Here is a 26,147-nt window from a genome sequence, read left to right as displayed (position 1 = left end):
TGAAATTCCCGATGCAGTCTTGAGGGGGCAAATTTCTGAAAGTCGCCCCGGATATCGGGAAGATCGTAGATGGTCGGAATCATCACCGGGGCGCGTCTGGGAACTCATCAGGCGTCAGGCTTCGTTCTTGGAGCGAACGGCCAACTCGGCCAGTCAACTTTGGGGCGTGCAGGCGAGAGCCTTCTGGTCAACGCTGCGACCGGCAACCTCTACATCGAGAACCGCGACGAATTCTTTCAGGCTCTGGTAGCGGACGGAGCGACCCATCGCGCCTACAATAGCCTAGGCGTACTGGACGGCGACAATGGCGACGGTTGGCGTATGACCGTCCGCCAGATCCACGGCCATACAGGAACCATCAATACGGTGGGCGCCTATCTGTTCCGGACCGACTGGGACGGGTCGGTCGTGCGCTATGACTGGGATGCATCGGCGGCCGCCTATGTCTCGAAGGAGGGCGCGGGCGCCTACGACAAGATCACCTATGAGAGCTCCAACTGGGTCTGGCGAGACGGCGATACCGGCGTCCGTGAAGTCTACCTCGCGTCCGAGAATTACAGGGTCGGCTCGACCTGGACGCGGGATAATCAGAATCTTCTCTACGTCTATACTGGAGGAAAGCTAACCCAGATTTCTTCGCCCTATGCGAAGACGAACTTGGCGTGGTCAGGTAACAATCTCACCCAGATTTCAACCGTCTATTTTAACGCTTCCTCAGGCTCGAACCGGACGGCGACTAGAACCCGATACACCTACGATGACCAGAATCGTTTGACTTCAGTCATCGTCGACCTGACCCCCGACGACAACGTCATCGTCGATGGCAACGTCTATGTCACGACTTACACCTACGACGGCTCAAGCAAGCGCGTCGCGTCAATCAGCCAGACGGATGGATCGCGCGTCGACGTCACCTATGAGACGTCAGGCCAGTTCCGAGTGGCTTCCCTCACTCAATCGGTCGCCGAGGGAACGTCGCGAACGACAAGCTTCGTCTACGTAAGCGCGACCAGGACAGACATCACTTCACCCGACGGCCTCACTACTCAGATGGAGCATGACGCCTCCGGGCAACTCGTCAGGATCAGCGAGCCCACAGTTTCCGGCCCTCTATCGATCCGTGAGTTCACCTACAATTCAAACGGCGACGTGCTGTCGGAAACCTACGGAAGCGGCGCAGCGGCGACCACGGTTTTCTATGAGTACGCCCCGGGTTCGAACGGCCTCTGGACTGCTCGCTACCAGTCAACAGGATCCGGGTATATCGCCACACGTCGCACCTACAACAGCGCCAACCGAATACTAACCGAAACAATTTACAATACCCTTGATCCAGACGGCACAGGCGCTGCAGACGCGTCCGCCCCCATGACCACCCGATACGTCTACGGAAGCTACAACAGACTTAGATTTACTATAAGCGCATCCGGAGAGGTCAGCGAGTACATATATCGCGAAAATGGTGAGCTTAGCCGCTCCAAGCTTCACTTAAGTCAACTCTACGATTTATCGAGCTTGCTTCCCGACCAGTCCCCCTCCGAAAGCGTCATGGCCAACTGGTCAGCGTCCATTGCGGATAAGAGCAATACAAAAATTATAGAGTACTATTCAGATAGTCGCGGCAATATCAATAAAACATACGAATACTACTCGGTTGATGCCAATGGATCTGGCAATATATTAAGTGCCAAAATTACTTCCTACACCTACGACTATGCCGGGAAACTCTTGCACACCGGATCTGATTTTGGCGAATATAGGGAGTACTACGCCTACGACGGACTCGGACGAATTATCAGTGTTTCCGGTACTCTGAACTCGGCGACAACGACCTACCATGACAAGTTCGCGACGACGACCGTAACCACAGCGGACGGATTGAATAAGGTCTCAACCTATAACCGCGCTGGCGAGTTGATCGCCTACAGCGAAAGCGAACGAGGCCGGAACCGAGTAGATCTGACGCGGTGGCCCGATCCAGTCGCCAGCGTGAACGGCGCTCCCGCCGCCCTGCCGGACTGGCCAGTCGACACGCCCTCCGGCGCCACGCTGTGGCGCCTGGTCGACGGCCCGGAGGGGCGCCAGATCGTGGCCCTTCAGGCAAGGCAGACCAATCCTGAGGACACCGGAAAGGCGACCAACGACGTCAAGATCGACGCCAGCAAGGCCTATGAATTCACCCTATATTTCCGCAAGAGCGACCTCACCCGAGATGGCGTCTTCTTCGGCCTTTCCAACAACGGTGAGACGCCGCCTCGCGCCTATGTCGACAATGCGATTGACGGCACCCCCGACGCCAACCCCTTTTTCTTCTTCAGCGACCCCTCCTCCCAGCAAATCAGTCTGATCGAGGACCGTTGGTACAAGGTGGTGGCCTACGTCCTGCCGCTGGACAGCGCCAACCTGAACTTGGCGGATGCCCCCGGAGGCGTCTACGACGCCGTCACAGGCGAAAAGGTCGCCCAAACAGCGACCTTCCGCTGGCGCTCCGATCGCCCCGACGATCTGGTCCATGCACGTTTCTACACCCAGACGGACGCAGCAAATCCGGCTTGGACGACCGACTTCTACAAACCAGAGATACGCCAGCTATCATCAGGCGCTAGACCGACCAGCCTACTACCTTCCGAAGCGACCCAGTATCGATACGACAACATGGGTCGACTACGGATGACGATTGATCCGACGGGCAAGTCGAGCCACACTCTCTATGACAGCCAGGGTCGCAACTCCGCCACCATCGACGGCGACGGCTCCCTGACTGAATACAGATACGACGCTGGCGGCAGACTGACCGCAACCATCCGCTACGCCAGCCGGATTTCTTCGGCTGCTCTGGCAGGCTTGGTAGATTCAATAGGAAATCCCGCATCGGTCGATTTGGCGGCAATCCGACCCGCGCCGTCGACTGACGACGCTTGGACCTGGCAAATCCATGACGCAGCGGGTCGCCTCGTTCAAACCATCGATGCCGACGGAAGCTCAGTCGCCTACCTATATGACGGCGCAAATCGCCTGGTTGCACAGACCTCGCATTCCAACCGCATCGCCGGGACGTTGTTGGACAGCCTTCGGATTGCGCTGCCCCTCGCTCCACACCTGCCGGATCTAAATGCGAATGCGGATCGCACCATCCGCTACTTCCATGACGCGACCGGCCGGGTGACCGGCACGCTCGACGCGGAAGGATACCTAACCCGGTCCGTCTATAACCCTGCCGGAAACAAGGTAAAATCCTCCACGTTCGCCACGGCGGCGGCAGAAGATCTTCGAGCCAACGGAAGCCTGGACGACCTTCTTGCTAGCGTAGGATCGAGCTCTGCCGATGCGCATGATTGGTTCGTTTACGACCTCCGCGGCCTGCTCGTGGGGCAGGTGAACGGCGAGGGGGACGTCACCGTCTACCAATATGATCGGGTCAACTGGCTTACGAGGACGGAAACCGGGCGTCGGATGACATCGCTTCCGTCTGTAGCTCCGACACTGGCCCAACTGATCGCCGCTCCTGTAGTCGGCAACTTTGCGGCCAAAGATTACGTTCGCAATGCTTACGGTCAGGTAACCCAAGAGAAGCGCGACGGCGTCGATTCCCAAATCATCACCACGTACACCTACGACGTCATGCAACGACTGACGAGTACGTTCGTAAAGAAATACATCACATCCGGTGCTGGAAACACAAGCCGCTACGACCGTCGTGGACGACTAATCGGCGAACTATCAGGAAGGGGATCCGCGGCTCTATCGGCTCTGGGCTCCAACGCCACCCAGCAGCAAATCGACGACGTCTATCGTAAGTGGGGCGTCAACTACACCTATGACGCCGCCGACCGGATGATCTCCAGAACCGAGCCTGACGGCGGCGACGGCCCGGGGTTCACCACCACCTACTTCTATGATGCCGATGGGAAGCTGGCCTATGAGGTCAACCCCATGGGAGAGGTCAAAGGCTACCTCTACGACGCCCTCAATAGACTAACTCAGACCCTCACTTTCGGAACGCGGATTGCTACGACAGGACTGAAGGGCGGCAAGATTGTCGGCGTCCTTCCTTCGCGCGCCAACCTGTCGTCCTCCGACAGCAGGGCGATCATCGCCTACAATGCCGACGGAACCATCAGGTCCGCCACTGACTCGCTCAACACCGAAACGACCTATTTCTACAACGCCTTCGACGAGGTGATCGAACTCCACCGCCCTAGCGGGACATCCGGTATGACGGTCGCCGCCCAAGGCTATGATCGCCGCGGCTTATTGACGAGCGCCGTTCGCGATGCGGGCGGCCTGAACCTGACAACCGCTCAGGTCCTGGACGCATTCGGCCGGGTCGTTCAGCAGGTCGATGCAAATGGGGTGCTACGCCAGACGGCGTATGATCGGGCTGGTCGCGTCAAGGTGATCACCGATGGCGCTGGCCAAACCACCACCTACGCATACGACGCGGCCGGTCAGGTGATCTCGATCACGGACCGGGCAGGCAAAACGACCGTCTTCACCTATACGAAAGGCAGCGACCGCGTAACGGTCAAGACAGCCGAAGGGCTGGTCACGACAACCCTCTACGATGAATTCGGCAACGTGGTCGCCGTCACCGATGGCGAAGGCCGACAGACAACTTACGCCTACGACAAGGACAGACAGGTCCTTTCGGTGACCAATGCCGCCAATCAGAAGGATGTTTTGATCTATGACGTAGCGGGCCGCCTGTACGAAAAGGCGGACGCTTCCGGCATGAAGGTCCGCTACACCTACGACGCTGTCGGTCGCATCCTAACCGAAAGCGTCGATCCAGACGGCCTGAACCTCGTCACCACCTATGTCTACGACGCCAAGGGCCTGCGGACATCGATCATCGATCCGACCGGCAAGAGAACCGACTACATCTTTGACCTCGGCGGTCGGACCGCGAAAATCATCGTCGATCCTGCGGGCTTGGCGATCACGACCGAATTTACTCACGACCTAGCCGGTAATGTGGTCAGCCAGGTTGAAGCTGCCGGAAGTGCGGCGGAACGCAAAACCACCTTCGGCTACGATCAAATCGGCCGACTGATCTCTCAACAGACCGGCGACGCCAATCATAATGTTCGCACGACCTATGACTACGACGATAATGGCAACGTCGTCCGCAGGCGCGACGGGGTCTCTGCTGGCGTCGATCTCGCCACGCGCTACGTCTATGACGCCGAGAACCGCCTGATCCTCACGATTGATCCAGTGGGGGCGGTCACTCGTCTCGTGTACGATGCGGAAGGTCGCGTCGCTCAAAACTCCACCTATGCCGACACTGTTGCCCTTGGGGGCGTTGCACTTTCGGAAGCCGCCGTCCTGGCGATGCTGGCGACCTCGGAGACTCGGACTACGGCATACGCCTACGACGGCGACGGAAGGCTTCGCTTCACCGTCGACGCCCAGGGGAAAGTCACGGAGTTCGAGTACGACAGGTCAGACAAGCTGACCTACGAACGTCATTTCTCAACCGTCTATTCCGGCGCCGCCACACTAGCGGACCTCAAGGTCTGGACCGCCGTCAACACTTCCACCAACGATCGCGTCAGCCGCAACGTTTGGAGCACGACTACAGGACGCCTGGTCGGGAACATCGATGCCCGCGGCTACTATACGGCTTACAACTACGACAATGCTGGCCGAGTCGTCCGTGAAACCCGCTACGCCATCATCCTTACCAACGCCCAACAGGTTGCGGTCGCCCCCTCGGCGACCACCTCGGCCAACGATCGGGTTACCTACCACACCTATGACGCCGCCGGTCGTCGATCGTTCACCCTCGACGCCGAAGGCTATGCAACCGGCATGAGCTATCGCTCTGACGGTCAACTCGCGACGGTGAGCCGCTACACGACCAAGCTGGCCGTCACGAATCCTACCCACGCGAGCCTGGCCGCTCTCGTCTCAAGTCAGGACGCGGCCGCAGCGACGACGATCTATGGCTACGACGCGGTCGGACGGCGCGTGCGGACCACGGACCCAGAAGGCGTGGAGACCCGCTGGACGCTCGACGGCCTGGGGCGGGCGATCGAGGTGGTTGAGGCGTACGGTTCCACAGAGGCGCGGTTGATCGCCCGAACCTATGACGACGCCGGACGGATGACGAGCGAAGTCGTCGCCCGCGGCGAGCCCGAAGAAACCGCCCGCTCCTGGATCTACGACGGCCTCGGACGAATTCTGTCCTCGGCGGACGGTAGGGGGCACGCCACGACTTACACCTACGACGCCATGGGCCGGGTACTGACCAAGAGCGTGCCGCTCACGGCGACGCGGACAGCCCTGACCACCTACGTTTACAACGCGTTCGGCGAAGCGATCCAGGTTACCGATCCCCGCGGTGCGGTCGGAACATTCGAGTACGACAGCCTTGGGCGAGTGATAAGTCAAACAGACCCGGAAGGCTGGAATACGACGACCACTTACACCCTTGGTGGCGAGGTCGCTTCCGTGAATCGTGCCGGCGCCATCACCGTGTTTGGGCGCGACAAAACGGATAGGTTAATTTCCACCACCGACGCGATGGGTCACGTCGAGAGCTACGAGCTTGACGCCTTCGGGAACCGCTTGTCGATCACGAACAAACTCGGCGGGAAAACGACCTACACCTATGATCGGCGCGGGTTGATGATCACCGAGGTGCTGCCGGTGAAGGCGATGAACGCATCCGGAACGGTCCAGGCCTCGTCCGTCACCAATACCTTCGCCTACGACTCCCGCGCCAACCTGATCCAGACCGTGGAAGGCTCGAACCTCACTGAGAAACGCACGACCACCTACGCCTATGACAAGCTCGACCGCTTGGTGCGAAAGGCGGGGCAGACGCTAACGGTCACCTCTGGATCCACCTTCACCACCTCCGTGGTCACGCCAACCGAGACCATCGCCTACGACAGGCGCGGCAATGTTATCCAGACGGTCGACCCCGCTGGCGCCCAAACCCACTTCTACTACGACGACGCCAATCGGAAGGTCGCGCAGATAGATGCCCTTGGCGCGCTAAAGACCTGGGCCTACGACGACAACGACAATGCAATTTCTGAGCGAGCCTACGACGCCTCGGTTAGCTTGCCCGTCTCGCCCGGCGGAACCCCACCTGCCGGAAGCGGCGCCTATCGCGAAACGCTTTTCGAATACGACCGCAACAATCGCCTGACGAAAACCACGGTTCAGGGGCTCTGGATCGCAGAGTACGGCTCTCAGCATGCGGCTTCCATCGTCGATGTCTCGACCCAGTTGGTTTACGACGCGGCTGGCAACGTGGTGCAGAGTCTAGACGGACGGGGCGTCAGCACCTACGCCTTCTACGATCGACTCGGTCGCCAGATCGCCGCGATCGACGGCGAAGGCTATCTCACCACCTGGACCAGGGATGCCGAAGGCAATGTCACACGCGAGGTTCGCTATGCCGACCGCGTGACCACAAGCGTCGCGCCGGCGATCGACCCGGCAAGTCCAGGACAGAACCCTGCGACCCTGCCGCCCCGGAACCCTGACGCAGCGCTCGGCGACCGCATTACTGACTTCTCCTATGATCTGAACGGTCGCCGACTGACTGAAACCCGGCTTGGGGTCCAAGTCTACAGCCCAGTCGATCCCGACCGGCTGACGACCGTCGACTCGACCGTCTCCTACGCCTACGACGCCCTGGGCGGCGTCGTCCGGCGCACGGAAGCCAACGGCGACTATATTGACTACGGCTTCGATCTCCTCGGTCGCCAGACCTCGGCGACCGAGTCGGCAATCACCGATTATCTTGGCGCCAGTGTCCGCCGCCAACGGACGACGGCATACAATGGCTTGGGATTGGTCGTGCGCGCCACTGACGGCGCGCAAGCCGCCGCCTCAACAGATCTGCGCGTCACGACCTTCTCTTATGGCGTCGGCGGCCGCCTGACCTCGATGACCGATGCGACCGGCTTCGTCCGGACGTTTGGCTATGACGCGGCTGGCCGCGTGACCCACGAATCTTGGAGCCGGACCCAAGGCGACGGTACGACGGTCAACGAAGGCCGGCGTTACGACTACGACTCAAAGGGGCGGCTGACCCAGGAAGGATCCGCTTCTAAATCGGGTGAGATCTGGTCGTTCGGCGACAGCCGGGAGACGGCCTATACCGTTCATGGAGAGGTGTCCGCCAAGGGGGTGAACGGCATCTGGCAGGAACGGTTTGAGTTCGACAAAGCCGGACGGATGTACCGCTCCACCGGCAATGACGGCGTAACGCGGCTCTACTTGCATGACGCCGGCGGTCGGACCAGCGCCTCTATCGTGGCGACGACTGCGAACATCACCGCCTGGACAACGGCGGATGCAATGACGGCCTTGACGGATGGCGGCGTCGCTACGCTCGGTTCGTACGACGTACCCGGCGTCGCGCTAACCTTCACGGCCTATGACGATCGCGGTCTGGCGATCTCGACCCGCGAGCCCTTCCGTCAGTTGAGCCGAGACCTCTCCACGGGCTCTTATGCGACGGATATCATCCTGCGGAGCCGTGCTTACAACGCCTTTGGCGAAGCCGTTTCGGAGACGGATCCAAACGGCGCCGTCACCGATTTCTTATACAATACCATGGGCCGGCTCATTGAGACGCGCCGGCCAATGGTCGCCTATACCAACGAGGCTGGCGAGGTTCTGTCTGCCCGCCCCGTCGAACAGGCCCGGTACGATCTATCTGGCCGGCTCGTGGCGACGCGAACCGCAAACGGTTTCTGGACCAGCCGCGTCCTACTGGCCGGTACCGGCCATGGCAAAGACGAGGCGATCGTCAGCGCCCAGTACAATCCGGATGGTGGCGTGATCCAGTACGGCGCCGATGTCTTCGGCGACATCCGCAAGATTACCAACCAACTGGGTCAGGTCACCGATCAGACCTTCGACAAGGCGGGGCGGCTGATCAGCCTGGCTCACCCCAAGCGTTTGGCCGGCTCGGCTGGCAACACCAGCAGCGTGGACGTGCGGCTGACCGACTACTACGCCTATGACGGCCTGGGGCGTCGCATCCAGCACTGGAACAGTCAGTTCGGAGTGAATTTTGTCGAGCGGACCAACTATGACCGCGACGGTCGCATCACTCGTCAGACGGACTTCGAAGGCCGAGCCACTACCTACGCCTGGACCTGGGACAGCACCCTGACCGTTTCTGGCCTCGGCAACGTCGGCGGCTGGATCAAGACCACCAACCACTCCTCCTCCAAGACCAGCATCGACCGCATGGACGTCTTTGGCCGCACCGTCGGGCGGACCGACCTCGGCGGCCGCACCTACGTCATGGGCTTCGACAAAGGCGGGCGGCAGACCAGCCAGACATCTTCGGCTGGACAGAACTTGGCCTGGCAGTGGTTCAATACCGGCCTAATGGCCCGGCAGGAGGATCTGGCCGGAGATCTGTTCAGCTACTCCACCAGCAACACCCGCGCCGACTACGGTTACGACAAGGCAGGCTTGCGGGTACGGGAACGCTACGTCACCCTGCACTACACCTACGCCTACGTCCCTGAGGACGTGGTGCTGGATCCGCCGCCCGAGGAGCCAGCGGATCCCGGGGCTCCGCCTCCGCCTCCGCCTCCGCCTCCGCCTCCCCCTCCACCTCCCCCTACGGTCGTGGAGGTCCAGTCGATCCTGCAGGACGGCTATGCCACCTACGACGCCCTGGGCCGGATGATTGAGTTCAGGGACCTGTCCGACAATGCCTCGGATCCGACCCGCACCGTCTGGACCTATGACCAGAACAGCAATGTCCGCTCGACCCAAACCAACTACCGCGCCGTCGACGCCTCATCGTCCTCCGCCACCCAGGCCACTGCGACAGTTTGGAACCGTTACGACGCGATGAACCGGATGGTTCATGTCGAGGGCTCGCTGGTGAATGGCCAGATCGTCGGCGGCAAGCGGCTCGAGTATGATCAAGCGGACAATCGCGTGCGCATGTTGACCGACCTCACGGTCTCCGGCGGCGGCCAGACCTACGCCGCCAGCCTGGTGGAGCACTACGATTACACCGCCGACGGCTACCTGGCCCGCGTAGGCCAGTCGAAGGACGAATGGAACGCTACGACAGAGCGTGTCGAACGCTCCGCCCTCACGTGGATGTCCCAGGACATCCGCGATGCAGTCGGTCGGCTGACGTATCGAACCGAGTCGTCCGGATTTAGCGGCGTGACCACCACCCACAGCCGCGCAGCAGTCTACGACAAGACCGGTCTGATCACCTCCGAGGAGAACTTCACCTACATCGACAACAATCCAGCCGCCGGCGTCACCTCCTATTTCCGTACCGAAACCACCACCTACAACTACTTCGAAGGCGCGGTCTGGCGCGGCGTGGTTACCTCCATCTCGACCTCGGGCTTCCGCGACCCCTGGCCCCTGGGGACAGCGACGAACTCCAACACCCCGCTGCCTTCTACCCGCACTGACTATGTGTACAGCTGGTGGGATGACGCCCGTCAGTTGACCGTCACGCTGGACGGAGACACCGGTTCGAGTCGCAATGGCCTGCAAACATCGACCTTCAACTACGACACGAACGGTCGCATCTCTGGCGTCTATATCGCTGACGCCCGCTCGCGCACGGTTACTTTCGTCACCGACGCTCTGGGGCAAGTGCTGACCCGGGTTGAGGAGGACCACAACGGGAACCAGCAGGACCCCAGCACCCGCTACTGGTACTTCGACGGCCAGCGCATCGGTCAGGTTACCAACAACGCCGACTACGTCTCGACCTATGTCGCCGAAATGCGGGGCCGCGCTGCGACCCCGGTTAACGCCCAGGGGCCCTTCATCGGCAATATGACCACGCCCCGCTACGGCGTGGACTTCGACTTGGCCTATTCAGCCCTGACCCCCGGTTCTATCCGCTCCACGGTCCAGAGTTGGACCGTCCGCGACGGCGACACCCTGCAGGGTATGGCCGCCGCGATCTGGGGCGACGCCTCACTATGGTATCTAATCGCCGAGGCTAACGGCCTGACATCGGCCAGCATCCTGACCGCCGGTCAAACCCTCACCGTCCCGGCCAAGGTCGGCAACCTCCACAACACCACCGACACCTTCCGACCCTATGATCCCAATGAGGCTCTAGGCAACCTCAACCCCACACAGCCCAAGCCCCCCAAGGGCGGCAAGGGTTGTGGCGGCGTCGGTCAGATCATCGCCGTGGTCATCGCGGTCGCGGTCGCGGCGATAGTCGCTCCCTACGCCATCGCAGCCGTCGCCAACTTCGGCGCCGCAAGCGGTATCACAGCCACCGCCGCCTCGGCCGCCCTTGCAGGAGGTTCGACCGCCGCTGCGGCCGCGGGCATTAGCACAACGGCCATCGTCGTCGGGAGCGCGATGGCAGGGGCCGCGGCTTCCGTTGCAAGCCAGGCCTTCTCCATGGCCGTAGGCATTCAGGACAGCTTTGACTGGAAGGCAGTGGGTCTCGCTTCCCTGTCCGCTGGACTCGGCGCAGGCGCGGGAGGGATGGGCTCCGTCGATCGCTTGATGGGTTCCCTGCCAGGCCCCGGCTGGGTCGCGGACGCAGTTCGGGGAGCCGGGATGAACGCGCTGACGCAAGGCGTGGCTGTCGCAACCGGTATGCAGGAGAAGTTTGATTGGACCAGCGTAGCAGTAGCCGGAGTCGTCAACAGTGTTGGCGCCGCAGGACGAAATAGTCAGAGGCTGGCAAATCTGCCGGGACATGGGCAGGCGATAGTCGCCGGCGTGACTTCCACTGTCGCAGGTGCTGGTGCGCGCTCTCTTATCAACGGCTCCAGCTTTGGCGATAATTTGCGATCCGCTTTGCCCGACGTTATCGGCCAAACCATCGGAAATATGGTCGCGGGAGGGATACAGGCCAAACAACAAGCCGCACAACAAGCCGCCGCTTCTGCTGGTGAAGATCTCTCGAACCCAACGCCACAGCAGTTGAACGAGTTGAAGGCCGCCGGCTATCAGTTCAGCAAGGCTAGGGACGGCGGCCTGATCGTGACCAACTTCGACAAGGTCATGGCCGGCGGCAAGTCTTCGCCGACGGTCGAGGCCGGCAAGGATTGGGGCTGGGATTGGGTCGACGGAACGACGCAATTCCTGGAAACCCAGCCCGGAGCCAATCAAGTCGACAAGACCGACCTCGGGGGCATCGTCGTCAAGCGCGACCTGGGCGTCCTCGGCGACCTTGAAAGCCACTGGATGACCATCAATGGAGGCGGCGCCTACCGCCTCCTGACCTATGGCGGCCAGACGCGCGTCTTCGACGGAAACACGACGCGCTTCAATGACTGGGGCATGACCGTCAGCTACGGCGAACGGCCCGGCGTCGCCTCGCTGCCCGACATCGTCGTCACCGCCTCGTCGAAGATGACCTTCGGCCGGACCGTCGATACTGCCCTGAATGTCGTCGGCGTCGGCTCCATGGGCCTGCTCAACGGCGCTGTGGCGCAACCCATCCTGGGTATCGCCGAGTTGGGGTACAACGGCGTGGGAACGCTGGCGGACCTGGGCATGAGCGCTTTCAGCGCCTCGGCGGCGGATCGACTGGCTCGACGCGGCCAAACCGCAAGGAACAACTGGAACGACCTGACACAGGCCGTTTCCGACATTATCGACCATCCTCGCGCGGCGGGCGCGGCGCTGCGTGACCGCTACACCGCCAACGGCATGACGAGCTGGTTCAACGCCACCTCCGACATAGGATCCGTCGCAACCCTGTTCGTCGGCGGCGCCGGAGCCGCCGGCAAGACGTCGAGCCTCGCCCGAGGCGGAACCGCCGCCGCCCGCGCAGCGTCCTACCGCGCCCTCATGCTCACCGGCGCCGACGATCTCTCGCCGATGTCCAGGGTCGCCGCAGAAAGGGCTGCGCCAAATATCGTGTATCGCGGACTGACAGAGGCTGACGCTATTGCGCTTCAATCAGGCCGAGGATTGACGGCAAAGGCGCCGAATGGGACTTGGAGTGCAGCGGAGCACGTCGCGAATTCTGGCCCCGGCGCGGGAGGAGCGGCGGCGAATAGCCCATGGATTTCGACCAGCAAGCGGCTCGATGTTGCGCAAGCCTATGACAGCGGCCATGGCGTCGCCATGATCGATCTCAACAAGGTCGGCTCCCTTCAAGCGGAAGTTTGGCAGACGGCCCCACGGGTTAACGGCACAGCTGGTCTACCCTATCATCGATCAATCTGGGGGCAGGAGGTCACGATTTATGGGACAATCCCTCGTGAGGCGATTATATGGCCGAAATGAGTGAAATCACCCCGATTTTTGAACGCTATCAGGAGGAGCTAGGCCGCTTTCTTTTGCAGATACAAACCGTTCGTGTGCTGGATGCCGATGCGTTTGAAAGGCTTGAATCTGACAGTCAGGAGCTAGCCCGGCTGCTCAAAAATCGGCCCTCGGTTCCCAAATCCGTGCTGCGCGAGATGCGAGCGGCCATGAAAATCCTTCGCGCCGAAGCGCCATATATGCCGAGCGAGGAGCGCGTTATGAACGACATGGCCGACAGGGTAGAAATGACCTTCGACCTCATATTGCTGAGTGAAGATCATAGCGATCGAACTCCCGGCGTTCCCAGAATCCTTTGAAGTAGCGCAAGGCAATGGAACAGATACCCTCACTGAATATCCCTCTGAGCGTGGAAGCCATCGGCTTCTCCATGGCGGATGAAGCGGCGCATTTGATCGCGATGCTCGGGCGCGGCAGCGACTTCCGCCAGTTCGTCACGCACGATGTGGAGGGCGAGCTATATGCTCAGACTCCGGGCGCCCAGTTGCTATCCATCACCTGTAAAGAGACACCGAAGCTCGAAACTTCTGCGGTGCAAAATGGTCCCGGCAATAGCGCCATGGTGACGGGGGTGAGTGTTACCTTCCCGCTCGTTTTGCGTATCAAAATGGCCGACGATGCGCTTTGGAATCTTGATGTTGAACACAACTATGATGCCGCAAATGTGCATCTGAAGGATGGGCGGCGAACCCTCACCCAGAACTTCTCGGTGGTTGGGCATCAGCAGGTATCGGCCGAGAGTTAGTGGCGAGCAGATGCCGCAAAGGGAACAGTGACGATGTACCACGTCGATGACGTGGCGTTCCCGGCGCGCATCTCGGCGAATGGCACAGTACCGGTTGTCATCACTCGTGCGGGTGGTGAACGGGCATTGTTCGTCGGCTTTGATCAGCAGCGAGCTGCTGAATTTGCTCTCGTCAATCGAAAGGGTAATGCAACGATCACCACAGTCGAAGTAGATGCTTCGATACCGAAACCGTGGGACGTTCGAGGCCAATGTCCAGGATGTCGCCGCGTCCCGATTTTTCTACTCCGAGCCGCGAGCCGAGGGTGCGTCGGAAACTCTGGATGATCAGATCACCGCTTACGAAAGCCGACTGGCTGATCTCCTAAAGTGGCTCAAGGTCGCGCCGGAGGGAAAACTCGTCGACGACGCCCAAGCTAGGGAGGTCGTGGCGCATCTGGCGTTTCGAACCGAAGCGACGCGGGACCTCGTTGGCGAGGCCATGCTCACGACCCAGCGGTTGAAGGTCTGGATGGCCACGCCATCCGTGATGCTCGCCTATGTCGGCGCCGACCGCGACAAACCAGGCGAACGGTTCGAGAACTTCCTCGAGATCATGCGGGCGGCCCCCCGGTGGATGAGAGCCTTCGGCGGCGCGCGGCCGCGCCAGGTGCGAAAGCGCCTGTTCGCCGAGGTGCGGCGCGATCCAATGCGTTTCGCCGGTGGGATGATGGAGGAGACGCGGCGCGAAACCAAGTTCCTCCTACGTGAGCACCGGGCGCTCGCCAGAGAAGCGCACACAGACGCGCTCAGCGAGGACGTCGTCTCTGCTGCGTCGATGCCGAGGCTGGATGGGCTGACCTGGGCGGTCGCTGACTACGACGACCTGATCCTGCCTGACACGGTCGTCCTCGCCTCCAGGGACAGCTCCAGGTTCGGCGGTCTGTCTTGGGTCAAGCCCGCCGAGCAGCGGGACGTGATTATGCCACTGTCCCGCTGCCGGCTGCCGGCTGCCGGCTGCTCCAGGGGCAGCGGGACGGGCCCCGACGCTACGCCTCTCTCGCCCCGCGCCAAGCCTTGATGCGGTGCGCCGACGCGTTCAAGGATAAACTGGCCCTTGAGACCCAGCGCGCGACGCTGGAAGCCGAACTTGATTAGCTATCGAGCTATCGAACCCCGCCAGCTCGGTGGCTAAATCCGTCGCTAGGAGCCCGGCCATGGCGACGAAGGCATCCAGCCGGGCCTTGCGCTGCTCCAGCCATGCCCTCCTCGCGTCGCCTTGTTTCAGGGCCGCACGCTCTCCTGGGCGGAGAAAAAAGGATGGAAGGTCCCTAGGCCGTCCTCTCCGAATGCCTTGTGCGCTGCCTCGACCCAGTCTCCGGGCCGCTCGCACGCTTCCTCGCCGGCGCTGGGTCAGGCGCAGACAGCAGAAAGCCCCGGAGCTTTTGGCTACGGGGCTTTGAGATATTTGGGTGCGGGAGCAGGATTTGGGCGATACCTCACACCCGCGATCCGCTTCATGACATAGGCGCCGGATGCTGCTGAAGACGGCCATTCGCCAGAGGCTGCAACCTTGTCCGCGCGCACGCGCCATCAATCCAACCCCGTGCTCCAGGGCAGCGCCGGGTCGATCACTCGGGGCAACGGCCCGCCGAACGAATGTTCCAAAATACGCCGCATATTACGCCCGACAAAGGCGAACAACTGATTTTTTGATCAGAATACTGATCGAATAATTATAAATCCCCGGAAGGTCAGGAGCTTACTCGGAAGAAGAAACAGGCTTGCTGGATAGCGCCGTTCCGCCGCTACTTCCCCCAGGAGAGGGTTGCGTGGCGGCATCGGCAAGTGCGGGATACAGCCCGCACGATGCTTCAACGGTCGAAGTCATGAAGCCCTGGCCGGGAAGGACCGCGTAGAACGGTTCGGGCGGCGTCAACGGGAGAGGGAAACATGAAGGCTCTTTTGGTCAGCGTCTCTGCGACAACATTGGCGACGGTCCTTTCCACCTTGGCCGCAGGGGGCGCCGCTCAGGCGCAGGAAGCTCAATCAGGAAGAACCACGACGGTCGACGATGTCGTCGTCACGGCTCAACGCCGCGAACAGGCAAGCCAGGATGTCGGCGTATCGCTAAGCGTCGTCGGCGGCGAGCAGTTGGATGAAAAGGGCATTGCGGTCGTCAACGATCTTGAAAACGCCGTCCCCAACATGGAGGTCGACAGCCAGTTCGGCGGCGGCCAGCCCCAGTTCCGCATCCGCGGCATCGGCGCGCGCGAGTACTCGTCGAACAACGCCTCCACCGTCGGCGTCTATGTCGATGAAGTGGCCCACCCCTATACGGTGACGACCCAGGGCGCCCTGTTCGACATCGCCCGCATGGAAGTCCTGCGCGGCCCTCAGGGCACCCTCTACGGCCGCAACACCACCGGCGGCGCCGTCAACATCATCACCAACAGCCCGACCGCCGACTTCCGCGCCGGTTTCAACGCCGAATACGGAACCTTCGACCGCTACAAGGTCGAGGGCTATGTCTCGGGCCAGATCGCGCCCAACCTGTTGGGCCGTCTGGCCGCCGTCACCGAACAGGGCGGCGCCTGGCAGTATCACCGCGACACAGGCGAGAAGCTGGGCGACCTGGACAAGACCGCGGTTCGCGGCCGACTGACCTGGGACGTCAACGAGAACGTCACGGCGGACATCAGCGCCACCTATCAGATCGACAAGTCGGACGGTCGCGGCTTCCGCCTGCTCGGCCCCTATGCGGTGTCAGGCAGCAGCATCGTCTATCCCAAGGACACCGCGTGGCGCATCACGGGCTGGGGCATCTCGCCCGCCATGGCCGCCGTGGCCGGGGTCGGCCTAAACGCCAAGCCCTTCCGCGACAATGACGGCTTCGACCTCAGCGCTCGCATCAAGGCCGACCTGGGTTGGGCCGACCTGACCTCGATCACCGCCTACCAGACCTTCTCGCGCAGCGAGTTCAACGACTGGGACGGCACCCGTTTCAACGAGTCGAACGTCTTCTTCTACAACGACATCGATGTCTTCGCCCAGGAACTGCGCCTCAGTTCCAAGGGCGAGGGTCCGCTCAGTTGGATGATCGGCGCCCACTACGCCGACGAGAGCATCGACGGCGGTTTCTACACCAACTTCCGGGGGCAGCCGAACCTGATCAACACCGCCTATGGTCAGTCGGTTTCGGCCTTCGGCGTCTTCACGCACAACTCCTATCAGGTGAACGAGCGTCTGAACCTGATCGCCGGCCTGCGCTGGGAAACGGAAGAGCGGACCCTGGACAGCGGCGGCACGGTCGTGGCGCCCAACCCGCCGCCCGCGACCAAATCCTACGACACCGACCTGAGCGAGGTCTCGGGCCGTCTGGGCCTGGAGTACAAGCTGACGGACGACGCCCTCTTTTACGCCAGCGTGGCGCGCGGGGTGAAATCGGGCGGCTTCACCACCTACAACGCCACCTCGGCGACGCCGTTCAAGCCGGAAATCGTCATCGCCTATGAGGCCGGGATCAAGTCGGACCTGTTCGACCGCCGCCTGCGCCTGAACGGCGCCCTCTTCTACTACGATTACAAGGACCAGCAGGTTCAGGGCCTGGAATACGACCGCCTGACCGGCCGCCTGGGCAAGATCACCAATGTGCCCAAGTCGCATATCTGGGGCGGCGAGATCGAACTGACCTGGATTCCGGTCGATGGCCTGACCATCAGCCAGAACATCGGCTACAAGACCGGCAAGTACGACGAATACTTCGCCATCGACGGTGCCAAGACCGACGCCGCCAACCCGGTCAACGGTCCCTGGGACGTCATCATCGCCAATGACCGCTCCGGCGAACGCCTGTCCTTCCCCAAGATGAACTACGGCGGCTCGATCGCCTATGACTGGACGATGGCCGGCTGGGATCTGCGCGCCGAGACCAACTACAACTATCGGGACGAGCTGTACTCGGTCACGTCCTCGTCGATCATCGACGCCTATTGGTTGTGGAACGCCAACTTCAGCATCGCCCCGACCGACGCCAACTGGCGCGTGGGCCTGTGGGGCCGCAACCTCTTCAACACCTACTACGAAGAGACCCGCAACGGCTTCAACGGCTCGGCCCGTCCGACCACCTCCCCCAGCCAGGGCCGCACCTACGGCGTGCGCCTGTCGATGGACTTCTAGAATCCCTCCTGGTTGAGGCGGGTCGATCTCAAAAGGCCCGCCTCGCCCCTTTTCTCGATGACCTGATGTCCAGTTTCTCTGATCGCCTTGATCGCCGAACCCTGCTGACGGGCTTAGTCGTCGCCCCCGCCGTGCTGAGTTTCGGCCGCGCTCAGGCAAGCGGCGCCTATGTCTTTCCTCTGGGCGTAGCCAGCGGCGATCCCGCGCCCGACGGCTTCGTCATCTGGACCCGTCTGGCCGTAGAACCGCTGGCCGCAGACGGTCTGGGCGGACTGTCCGCCTCCATTCCCGTACGCTGGGAAGTCGCCGCCGACGACCAGTTCCGCCGCATCGTCGCCGCGGGAGACGCGACGGCTTCCAGCGACTCCGCCCATAGCCTTCACATCGAGGTCGCAGGCCTCCAGCCTGCCCGCCCCTATTGGTACCGCTTCACCGCCCAGGGCCAGCAGAGCCCGGTCGGCCGCGCCCTGACCACGCCCGCCCCGAACGCTCAGGCCGACCGGCTACGCCTGGCCGTCGCCTCCTGCTCGCACTGGGAACGCGGCTATTTCAGCGCCTACGGCCACATGGCCGACGAGGCGCCGGACCTGACCCTGTTCCTGGGCGACTACATCTATGAGTACAGCCTGGGGCCGGATCGCGCCGACCAGGTGGTGCGCCCCTATAATCTGGAAGAGGCCACGACCCTGGCGGGCTATCGCAACCGCTACGCCCTGCACAAGACGGATGCGAACCTGCAACGCCTGCACGCCGTCGCCCCCTGCGTCGCCGTCTGGGACGACCACGAGGTTCAGGACGACTATTCCGGCGTCTGGTCCAAGGTTTCGGGCGTCGCTCCGTCCGACTTCCTGCAACGCCGCGCCGCCGCCTATCAGGCCTTCTTCGAGGCCATGCCGATCCGCCGCACGCGCCTGAACGCCGCCTTGCAGATGCCGATCTATCGGCGCATCCGCTACGGCAAGTTGGCCGAGTTCTTCATGCTGGACGGTCGCCAGTACCGCTCGAAACAGCCGTGCAGCGCCGGCGAGAACGGCGGAAAGGGCCAGATCGTCTCCGACGCGACCTGCACCGACCGCCTCGACCCGTCGCGCACCTTCCTCGGCTTCGAGCAGGAGCGCTGGCTCTACGACGGCCTGGCCCGCGCCGACGCGCGCTGGAACATCCTGGGCCAGAATCTGGTGATGGCGGGCCTGCGCCTGTCTCGCAGCCCGGCCGAGGAAGACCGCTACTGGACCGACACCTGGGACGGCTTCCCCGCCGCCCGCGACCGCCTGACCTCCGCCCTGGCGGAACTCAAGCCGTCCAACCCCGTGGTCCTCAGCGGCGACTACCACTCCTTCTGGACCAATGACGTGAAGCTGGACAGCCGCGACCCGTCCTCCCCGACCGTGGCGACCGAGTTCGTCGGCACCTCCATCACCTCGACCGGCCCCAGCTACGACGGCCTGATGGCCGTCATGCCCAATAATCCCCAGGTGAAGTTCTTCGACAGCCGCCCGCGCGGCTATATGTCGATCGACGTGCGCCCCGACCGCATGGACACGCGCTATCAGGCCATCAGCGACGTGCGCGATCCCAAGGCGAGCCTGTCGACCCTGAAATCCTGGACCGTGGAGTCGGGCCGCCCCGGCGCCGTCGCCGCATGATCCCCGCCTACCGGAGCTCCGCCATGACCCAGCCGCGCCTCGTCTCCTCCCTCGTCGCGATGAGCCTGGCTCTGACTCTGGGCGGGACCTTAGGCGGTTGCGCCGGCGCGGTCTCGACCCAGACGGCGGCGGTCGCCGCGCCTGCCGCGCCGGTCGCATTCTGGACCGGCTTCCGCGATCACCCGCACGGCTATCTGACGGCCGAGAACACGCCCAACGCCGCCAACTTCCTGTCGCCGCCGCCGGCCGAAGGCTCGCCGCGCGAACAGGCCGACATCGCCGCCTATCGCGCCATGCGGTCGCTGGAAGGCTCCGAACGCTGGGCCATCGCCCGCGCCGACAACGAGATCGAGACGCCCGGCGCCCCGCGCGCCTTCGACTGCGCCCTCGGCTTCAAGTTCGAGCCGGAGAAGACGCCGACCCTCACCCTGTTGATGGGCAAGATGCTGGGCGACCTGGAGATGATCCAGACCCCGGCCAAGAAGGGCTGGTTCCGCAAGCGGCCCTTCGTGGTCGAGCCCCTGCCGACCTGCATCGCGCCGGAGACCTGGCTGGCGGCCAGCGGCTCCTATCCGTCCGGCCACTCGGCCCTGGGCTGGGCCTGGGCCCTGGTGCTGGCGGAACTGGCCCCGGACCGCGCCGATCAGATCCTGCGTCGCGGCCTGGCCTATGGCGAAAGCCGCGCGGTCTGCGGCGTCCATTACATGAGCGACGTCGAGGCGGGCCGCATTGTCGGCGCCGTCATCGTGACCCGGCTGAAGGCCGACCCCGGCTTCCAGGCCGACTTCTCCCGCGCCAAGGAAGAATTCGAGACAGCACGGGCTGCGTCCAAGGAGGCGACCGCAGCTTGCCCTGCTTCGCTCATGCAGCCTCTTATCTGATGAGAGCGCTTGAGCCACACACGGCCAATCCGCTGAGGAGCCTGGAATCCTGGATTCTTAAAGTGTTCGCAAAAATGCGACCAGCGCCTCACGCTCCTCGGCGGACAGATCCAGGCGGCGAAGCAGCGGATCGGTCTGGGGGAACAGAGGATCCTTCTCTTCTCCAACGCGCGGGCGAGGATGCGCTCCACCCGCTGTGTAGAAGTTGACAGTCGCCTCAAGCGAAGCAATCAGGCCATTGTGCATATAGGGGCCGGTCTGGTTCACGCCACGAAGGCTGGGCGTCCGAAAGCGCCCCACGTCTTCCGGCGACTGGGTGATCTCATAGCGCCCGAGATCCTGAAGCTCTCGTCCATAGAAATGCAGGCCAAGATTGTGGAACTTCATATCCGTCAATAATGGACCGCTGTGGCAGTTGGCGCAGCCGGCCCGCGTTCGGAACAGGTGAAGTCCCGTCAGTTGCTGATCGTTCAGCGCGCGAGCATCGCCCCGTACAAACCGCTCAAAACGGCTCCCTCGCGGTCGTAGTGAACGCTGGAAGGTCGCCAGAGCCATTGAGATGCGGCGTACCGTCACTTGTTCGTCTCCAAAGGCCGCCGCGAAGTCCGTCGCGTAAGTCAAGTCGCTCGCGACACGTCGCTCGACCCCGACAAGGTCCGCAGCCGCCATCTCCTTGGGATCGATCAAGGGGTGCAGAGCTTGATCCTCCAGGTCAGGACTACGCCCGTCCCAGAATAGCGGCTTCATCCAGGCGACGGTGAACAGGGATTGCGCATTGCGACGTCCGCGCTGCCGGTCATGCCCGAAAGAAGTTCGGACTCCATCGCCAAATCCCAACTCCTGCGCGTGGCACGATGCACAGGCGATCTGACCTGATTTCGACAACCTGGGGTCCTCGAACAGGCGCCGACCCAAGGCGACCTTGGCGTCATTGAACGGATTGTCCGCCGGGTGCTCGACCTGCGGCAACGGGCCGAACTCGGTGAACACAGCTCCTTCATGCAAGGTCGGCCGCGGCCAAGTCTCGGGGGACCCGGCGTATGCGAGGCGCAGTTCCGCTGTCGTTTCCGGAACCTGAACCCTCGACATCGCGGCTCCGGCGGCGAGATGCGCCGCCAGAACCATGACGCAGACGATCAGACCGTCCCGCAACAGCGAAGTGCGCGCCGACATCAGTAGCGATACTTGAGACTGAGCCAGACATTGCGCCCCAGTTGGTAGGGCTGCGAACCGCTGGTGTAGTCCTGATCAAGAACCGTATTGAACAGGTTGTTGACGCGCAGGTCCAACAGCGCCGAGCCGTACTGCGTCTTCACCAGATCAATCGTCGCCGACAGGTTCACATCCACCGAGGAGTCGAACTCTACCTTGTCGAAGACGTCATAGCGAACGCCGTCGACGGTGATGTTGACAAGGGTGTCCGCGACACGCGTGAAGCTGTCGCGCCAGCGAGCGTTGACGTTGGTCCGCAGACGGCCGTCGAACCAGCGCGCAGCCCAGTCGGCGTTGATGATGAACGGGTTGGCGTAGTCCTCGAGCTGATTGTCAGCCAGGGCCTGCAGCTTGGGCACGACCTTGCCTTGATAATAGACCAGTTCGCCCTCGAACTCGGTCTCATCCGCCATGTCGAAATAGCTGATGTTGGTCGCATCCGTGTGAGACAGATTGGTGCTGAACGACAGGGTGTGGTTACGCCCGAAATCGCGCACGTATTCCAACGACAGCCCTTCATAGCTGCGCTCGCCGTCATTGGTGATGGTGCGCGTCGTGCGGCGCGCCGTCGTGCCCGTCTCTGTGTCGTAGAAGCTGGTTTCAGCCGCCGAACTGGCGAACTGGTCACGACTTTCGCGAATGATCCCCTTGATGCGATATTCGCCGCCCAGCCATGCCACCGGCCCGTTCACGGCGATGGTGAACTCATCCGAGTAAGGCGTGTCCAGGCCGATGTTGGACCAGCGCGAGGTGTCGGTATGGTTCGTCAGGGTCCAGTTATCGGACCAAACCCTCTGACCGTTCACGACAGCCGGGGTTCGCATGTAGCCGCGTGTGACGCCGGCGCCTTCACGCAAGGCGTACCCCAGGAAGCTGCGCCCATAGTAACGATTTGCGCCGACCGTCAGATTGATCCCGGCCCAAGGCAGATCACGGGACACCGACAGGCGCGGCGCGATGTTGTGATTGCCCAGGAAGCTCTCATAATCGTAGCGAGCGCCTGTGCGGATCATGAAGCCCGCCCAGTCGAAATTATACTCGGCCCACAGGCCGAAGTTGTCGATCGAGGCCTTGGCGTCAAAAGCCGCATATCCATTCCGTCGCGCCGCCGCATAGACGCCCGGAATGCAGCTCATGCCTTCGTCTTTCGCACAGGCCGTGTTGAGGCCGGCCACGCCGCCTAGGTAGGCATAGACGGTTTCATCTCGCCTCTTTTGTCCTTCGATGTGAGCATAGTCGAAACCAGCCCGCAGTTGGCCGGTTCCCCACTGCTGCTCCCATCTGCCCTTTAGGCCCGTATCGCTCTGTTGCTGGGTCAGGGGTCCTACGCTGCCCAGAACGCAGCTTGCGCCCAATGAGCAATTTTCAAAGCCGGTCGCAGTGGTGGGAATTTGAATGGTGCCGGCCGGCCCATCGCGATCATTGTCCGACCAGGCGTGGGTCAGGTCCAACGTCCAGTTCGCCAGACCTCGCCGCCCTTCGAGCCCCAGCTTCGCCGTCAATCCGCCGCCGTGCGACTCGAGCAAGTTGTCGCGACTGTTGATCGGATGGAATTCGCTCTCATAGGGACTGTAGTTGACCTGCCCGGTCAGCAAGAGGTCCGAGGCCAGATCATACTCGCCCTTCAGCAGGAAATTGTCGCTGACGCTGCGCTGGCTGAGGTTGCCCAGTGCGACATAGTTGGTCGATGGGTAGTTGGTGACGCGGGCTTCCGAGCGATTATAGGCCGCCAACATTCGCAGGCGCTCCGACACCGGCAGGTCGACGCTGAAGCCATAGCGACGCTTGTCGTAGTCGGGCTTGGCCGGCAGCACGCTCAAGGCGGCGCGCGCACGGTCCGACACGCGGAAGCTGGCCATTTCCGTACTAGTCTGACCGTAATAGACCTCGCCGCCGTAGGTCCGTGAGGGCGCACGCGTGGCGATCTGGACCACGCCGCCCGTAAACTGGCCGTACTCCGCCGAAATGTTTGAATCCCGGACGGCGACTTCGCCGATCAGGCTGGCGTCCATCCAGACGGTTTGCGCCGAGCCGTTGCCGACATCGTCGAAGGCCGCGAGATTGGTTCCACTGACATCCAGACGCGAATTGACGCCGACACCATCCAGCACGAACAGGTTCTCATAGATCGAACCGCCGGAGATCGAGATGTTCTCAGGTCGCAGATCCTGCAGTTCGGCCCTCGTGGCTCGTCCTTGCGTCGAGGTGAATTGGACCGTCGGCAGCGCCTTCAGAATTTCGTTCACGTCGCCCGATCCGGGTGCTCGCGCTTCGACGGAATCGCGCTTGAAGGTGCTGGTTCCCGAGTCCTGCGCATCTCCCATGCGATAGTTTCGCGCCGCCTGCCCTTCCCCCTCGATCACCACCGTGGGGATTTCACCCGCTGAGGGCGAAGGCGCCGTCTGCGCCAAAACGGAACCGCTCGCAGTCAAGACGGCGACGGCGCCGACTGAGGTCAGCAGCAGAATACGCATGGGTGGGGCCCCTTCATTGAACAGGGGCGCGGCCTAAACCCTCGCCTTAGAAATTGCAACTGACTCGCAGTTGCGATATTTTTTCGCCGCCATTAGAAGGTGCGGGTGCGCATGCTCTCCGCCTCGACACCCGCCGCGATCTCGGGCGGCCGGCCCCTCATCTGGGCGGGCGTCGTCGCGCTGCATACAGCCGCCCTATTCGGCCTCTCGCTGGATTTACGTCCGACGCCGGTCATGGTCGGGGGAGCGCCCGTCATCCAGTTGACGCTGACGCCACGCGCTAGTTTCAACGGCGTCAACGCGCCCAAGATATCCGCGCCGAGTAGTTCGCCCCCTTCTGCATCCGCCGAAAGAAACGCCATAGGATCTGAAGGCTCGGCGCCTGAAAAACCGACGCCCCGTCCATCCACGTCTACAGCCCCGAGCGTCGGGCCGACGACCATTAGCGTCCGTCCGCCAGGAACCTCTGTGCGGCCTGGACAGCAGGACGGAACTATCCGCACAACCATCAGGCAGGCCAGCCCAGCCTCAGAATCCGGGCTCACCTCAGGCGGAGGCGCTCCAATCGTTGGAGCGTCGGCGGCTTCAACCGCCGACGTTTATGAAGCCCAGGTCCTGGCGTGGATCGAGCGCCACAAGCATCATCCCGGCGGCCCTGCTGGCGCTGTCGTCGTCGGTTTCACCCTTGACCGGCGCGGCAAGGTCAGAAGCAGAGAAGTGCTGACAAGCAGCGGAATTGGCTCCCTTGACCATGCCGCACTGTCCCAACTTGAAGAGGCAGAGCCCTTTCCTCGACCGCCGTCCAGCACATCATGGCGGACACGAGACTTCATCGTCCGCATAGACTTCCGAACCTTGCGCGCATCTGAATAGGCAGTGTGTTGATCGGCTCTATATGCGCCGAAATCGTCCACAAGGCCGGTCAGAACCGGGTAGGCGTGGCTATGGACCGTCCTCTCCCTCGGCGAATTGGAGTCCGACACAGACATCCTGCGCCGCCGTTGGCCCGGTCTCGCCAAGCAGCCCGACCGCGGGCCAGGATCACCGAACAGGTCTCGTAGAAGTTCATGACGCCTGGCGAAGCTGGATTTCGCCGCCCGGCGTCATTTCGGCCGTAACCGGGAAAACATCAGTCACGGCGCGCACGAACCCGTCGACATCGGACGTTCTGAAATAGCCGCCGAGCTTCAAGGAGGCGGTCGCTTTGTCCATCAGGACGATCTTCTGCTCATTGTAGCGGTTGAACTCAGCGCTGGCCTCGGCCAGGGATTGACCATCAAGCGCGATCGCGCCCTGCCGCCAGGCCAGACGCCGGTCCACTTCGCCCAAGGCAACCGTGCGCACGTGCGCTTGCCCATCATTCAGAACGGCAGTCTGAGCACGGGTCAGGCTCGCAACCTCGCGGCCCGCGGGGTTCATCGCGGAGACCTTGCCCTGGTGTACGATGATTGATGCGTCATCTCCCGGCATGAGCCTCACGGCGAGTTCAGCGTCGCGCGCCGCAAGGCGGCCGTCGGGCGTCACGATGATGAAGGGCCGGCTATCGGCTGCGACCTCGAACATCGCCTCTCCACGAACCAGTTCGACTTCGCGCTGTCCGCGGCGATAGCGCACGACGACTTTCGAGTTGGTATTGAGCTCCATGCGCGTTCTGTCCGGCAAGACGACAACACGACGCTCCCCGAGCGCCGTGGCGTAGGCGGGCGATGTTAATGTCGACACCGCCAGCGTCGCGACCAGACCGACCATAAGGGCGAATCCT

11 protein-coding genes are annotated in these 26,147 nt (G+C 62.4%); 8 read left to right on the top strand and 3 right to left on the bottom strand.

The window, feature by feature from the left end; genetic code table 11:
- The first annotated feature begins 69 nt into the window (after positions 1 to 69).
- From ABIE19_RS15610 to ABIE19_RS15580, 7 genes are all read left to right on the top strand, one after another.
- Entirely contained in the window at positions 70 to 13,230 is a 13,161-nt protein-coding gene (locus ABIE19_RS15610; protein WP_354090149.1) for a hypothetical protein, read from the top strand.
- Positions 13,218 to 13,568, top strand: coding sequence for a hypothetical protein (locus ABIE19_RS15605; RefSeq protein WP_354090148.1), 351 nt, complete (start codon positions 13,218 to 13,220; stop codon positions 13,566 to 13,568). The genes ABIE19_RS15610 and ABIE19_RS15605 overlap by 13 nt, the downstream gene beginning before the upstream one ends.
- A 14-nt stretch (positions 13,569 to 13,582) precedes the next feature.
- Positions 13,583 to 14,014, top strand: coding sequence for a hypothetical protein (locus ABIE19_RS15600; protein WP_354090147.1), 432 nt, complete (start codon positions 13,583 to 13,585; stop codon positions 14,012 to 14,014).
- Between the two features lie 214 nt (positions 14,015 to 14,228).
- Positions 14,229 to 15,074, top strand: a complete 846-nt coding sequence (locus tag ABIE19_RS15595) for a DUF4238 domain-containing protein (protein ID WP_354090146.1) — start codon at positions 14,229 to 14,231, stop codon at positions 15,072 to 15,074.
- 872 nt (positions 15,075 to 15,946) lie between these two features.
- The gene (locus tag ABIE19_RS15590) at positions 15,947 to 18,172 is read left to right on the top strand and encodes a TonB-dependent receptor (RefSeq protein WP_354090145.1); all 2,226 of its coding nucleotides are present in this window, start codon (positions 15,947 to 15,949) and stop codon (positions 18,170 to 18,172) included.
- Between the two features lie 65 nt (positions 18,173 to 18,237).
- On the top strand, positions 18,238 to 19,818 hold the full coding sequence (locus ABIE19_RS15585; protein WP_354090144.1) for an alkaline phosphatase D family protein: 1,581 nt from the start codon (positions 18,238 to 18,240) through the stop codon (positions 19,816 to 19,818).
- A gap of 23 nt (positions 19,819 to 19,841) precedes the next feature.
- Positions 19,842 to 20,699, top strand: coding sequence for an acid phosphatase (locus ABIE19_RS15580; RefSeq protein ID WP_354090143.1), 858 nt, complete (start codon positions 19,842 to 19,844; stop codon positions 20,697 to 20,699).
- 57 nt (positions 20,700 to 20,756) lie between these two features.
- Here ABIE19_RS15580 and ABIE19_RS15575 read toward each other — a convergent pair whose 3' ends face one another.
- On the bottom strand, positions 20,757 to 21,872 hold the full coding sequence (locus tag ABIE19_RS15575) for a cytochrome-c peroxidase (protein ID WP_354090142.1): 1,116 nt from the start codon (positions 21,870 to 21,872) through the stop codon (positions 20,757 to 20,759).
- Entirely contained in the window at positions 21,872 to 24,385 is a 2,514-nt protein-coding gene (locus ABIE19_RS15570) for a TonB-dependent receptor plug domain-containing protein (RefSeq protein WP_354090141.1), read from the bottom strand. Before ABIE19_RS15570 ends, ABIE19_RS15575 begins: the two co-directional genes overlap by 1 nt.
- Before the next feature lie 111 nt (positions 24,386 to 24,496).
- On the opposite strand from ABIE19_RS15570, the gene ABIE19_RS15565 reads away from it, so the two are divergent.
- Positions 24,497 to 25,258, top strand: a complete 762-nt coding sequence (locus ABIE19_RS15565; RefSeq protein WP_354090249.1) for a TonB family protein — start codon at positions 24,497 to 24,499, stop codon at positions 25,256 to 25,258.
- 192 nt (positions 25,259 to 25,450) lie between these two features.
- Here the strand turns inward: ABIE19_RS15565 and ABIE19_RS15560 are convergent, their stop codons facing one another.
- The gene (locus ABIE19_RS15560) at positions 25,451 to 26,134 is read right to left on the bottom strand and encodes a FecR family protein (RefSeq protein ID WP_354090248.1); all 684 of its coding nucleotides are present in this window, start codon (positions 26,132 to 26,134) and stop codon (positions 25,451 to 25,453) included.
- Positions 26,135 to 26,147 lie beyond the last annotated feature (13 nt).

It is taken from the genome of Brevundimonas faecalis, from assembly GCF_040549405.1.
In the GTDB taxonomy this organism is placed as follows: domain Bacteria; phylum Pseudomonadota; class Alphaproteobacteria; order Caulobacterales; family Caulobacteraceae; genus Brevundimonas; species Brevundimonas faecalis.
The sequence above is the reverse complement of the archived record's forward strand: the minus strand, read 5'-3'. Positions and strand labels throughout refer to the sequence as shown.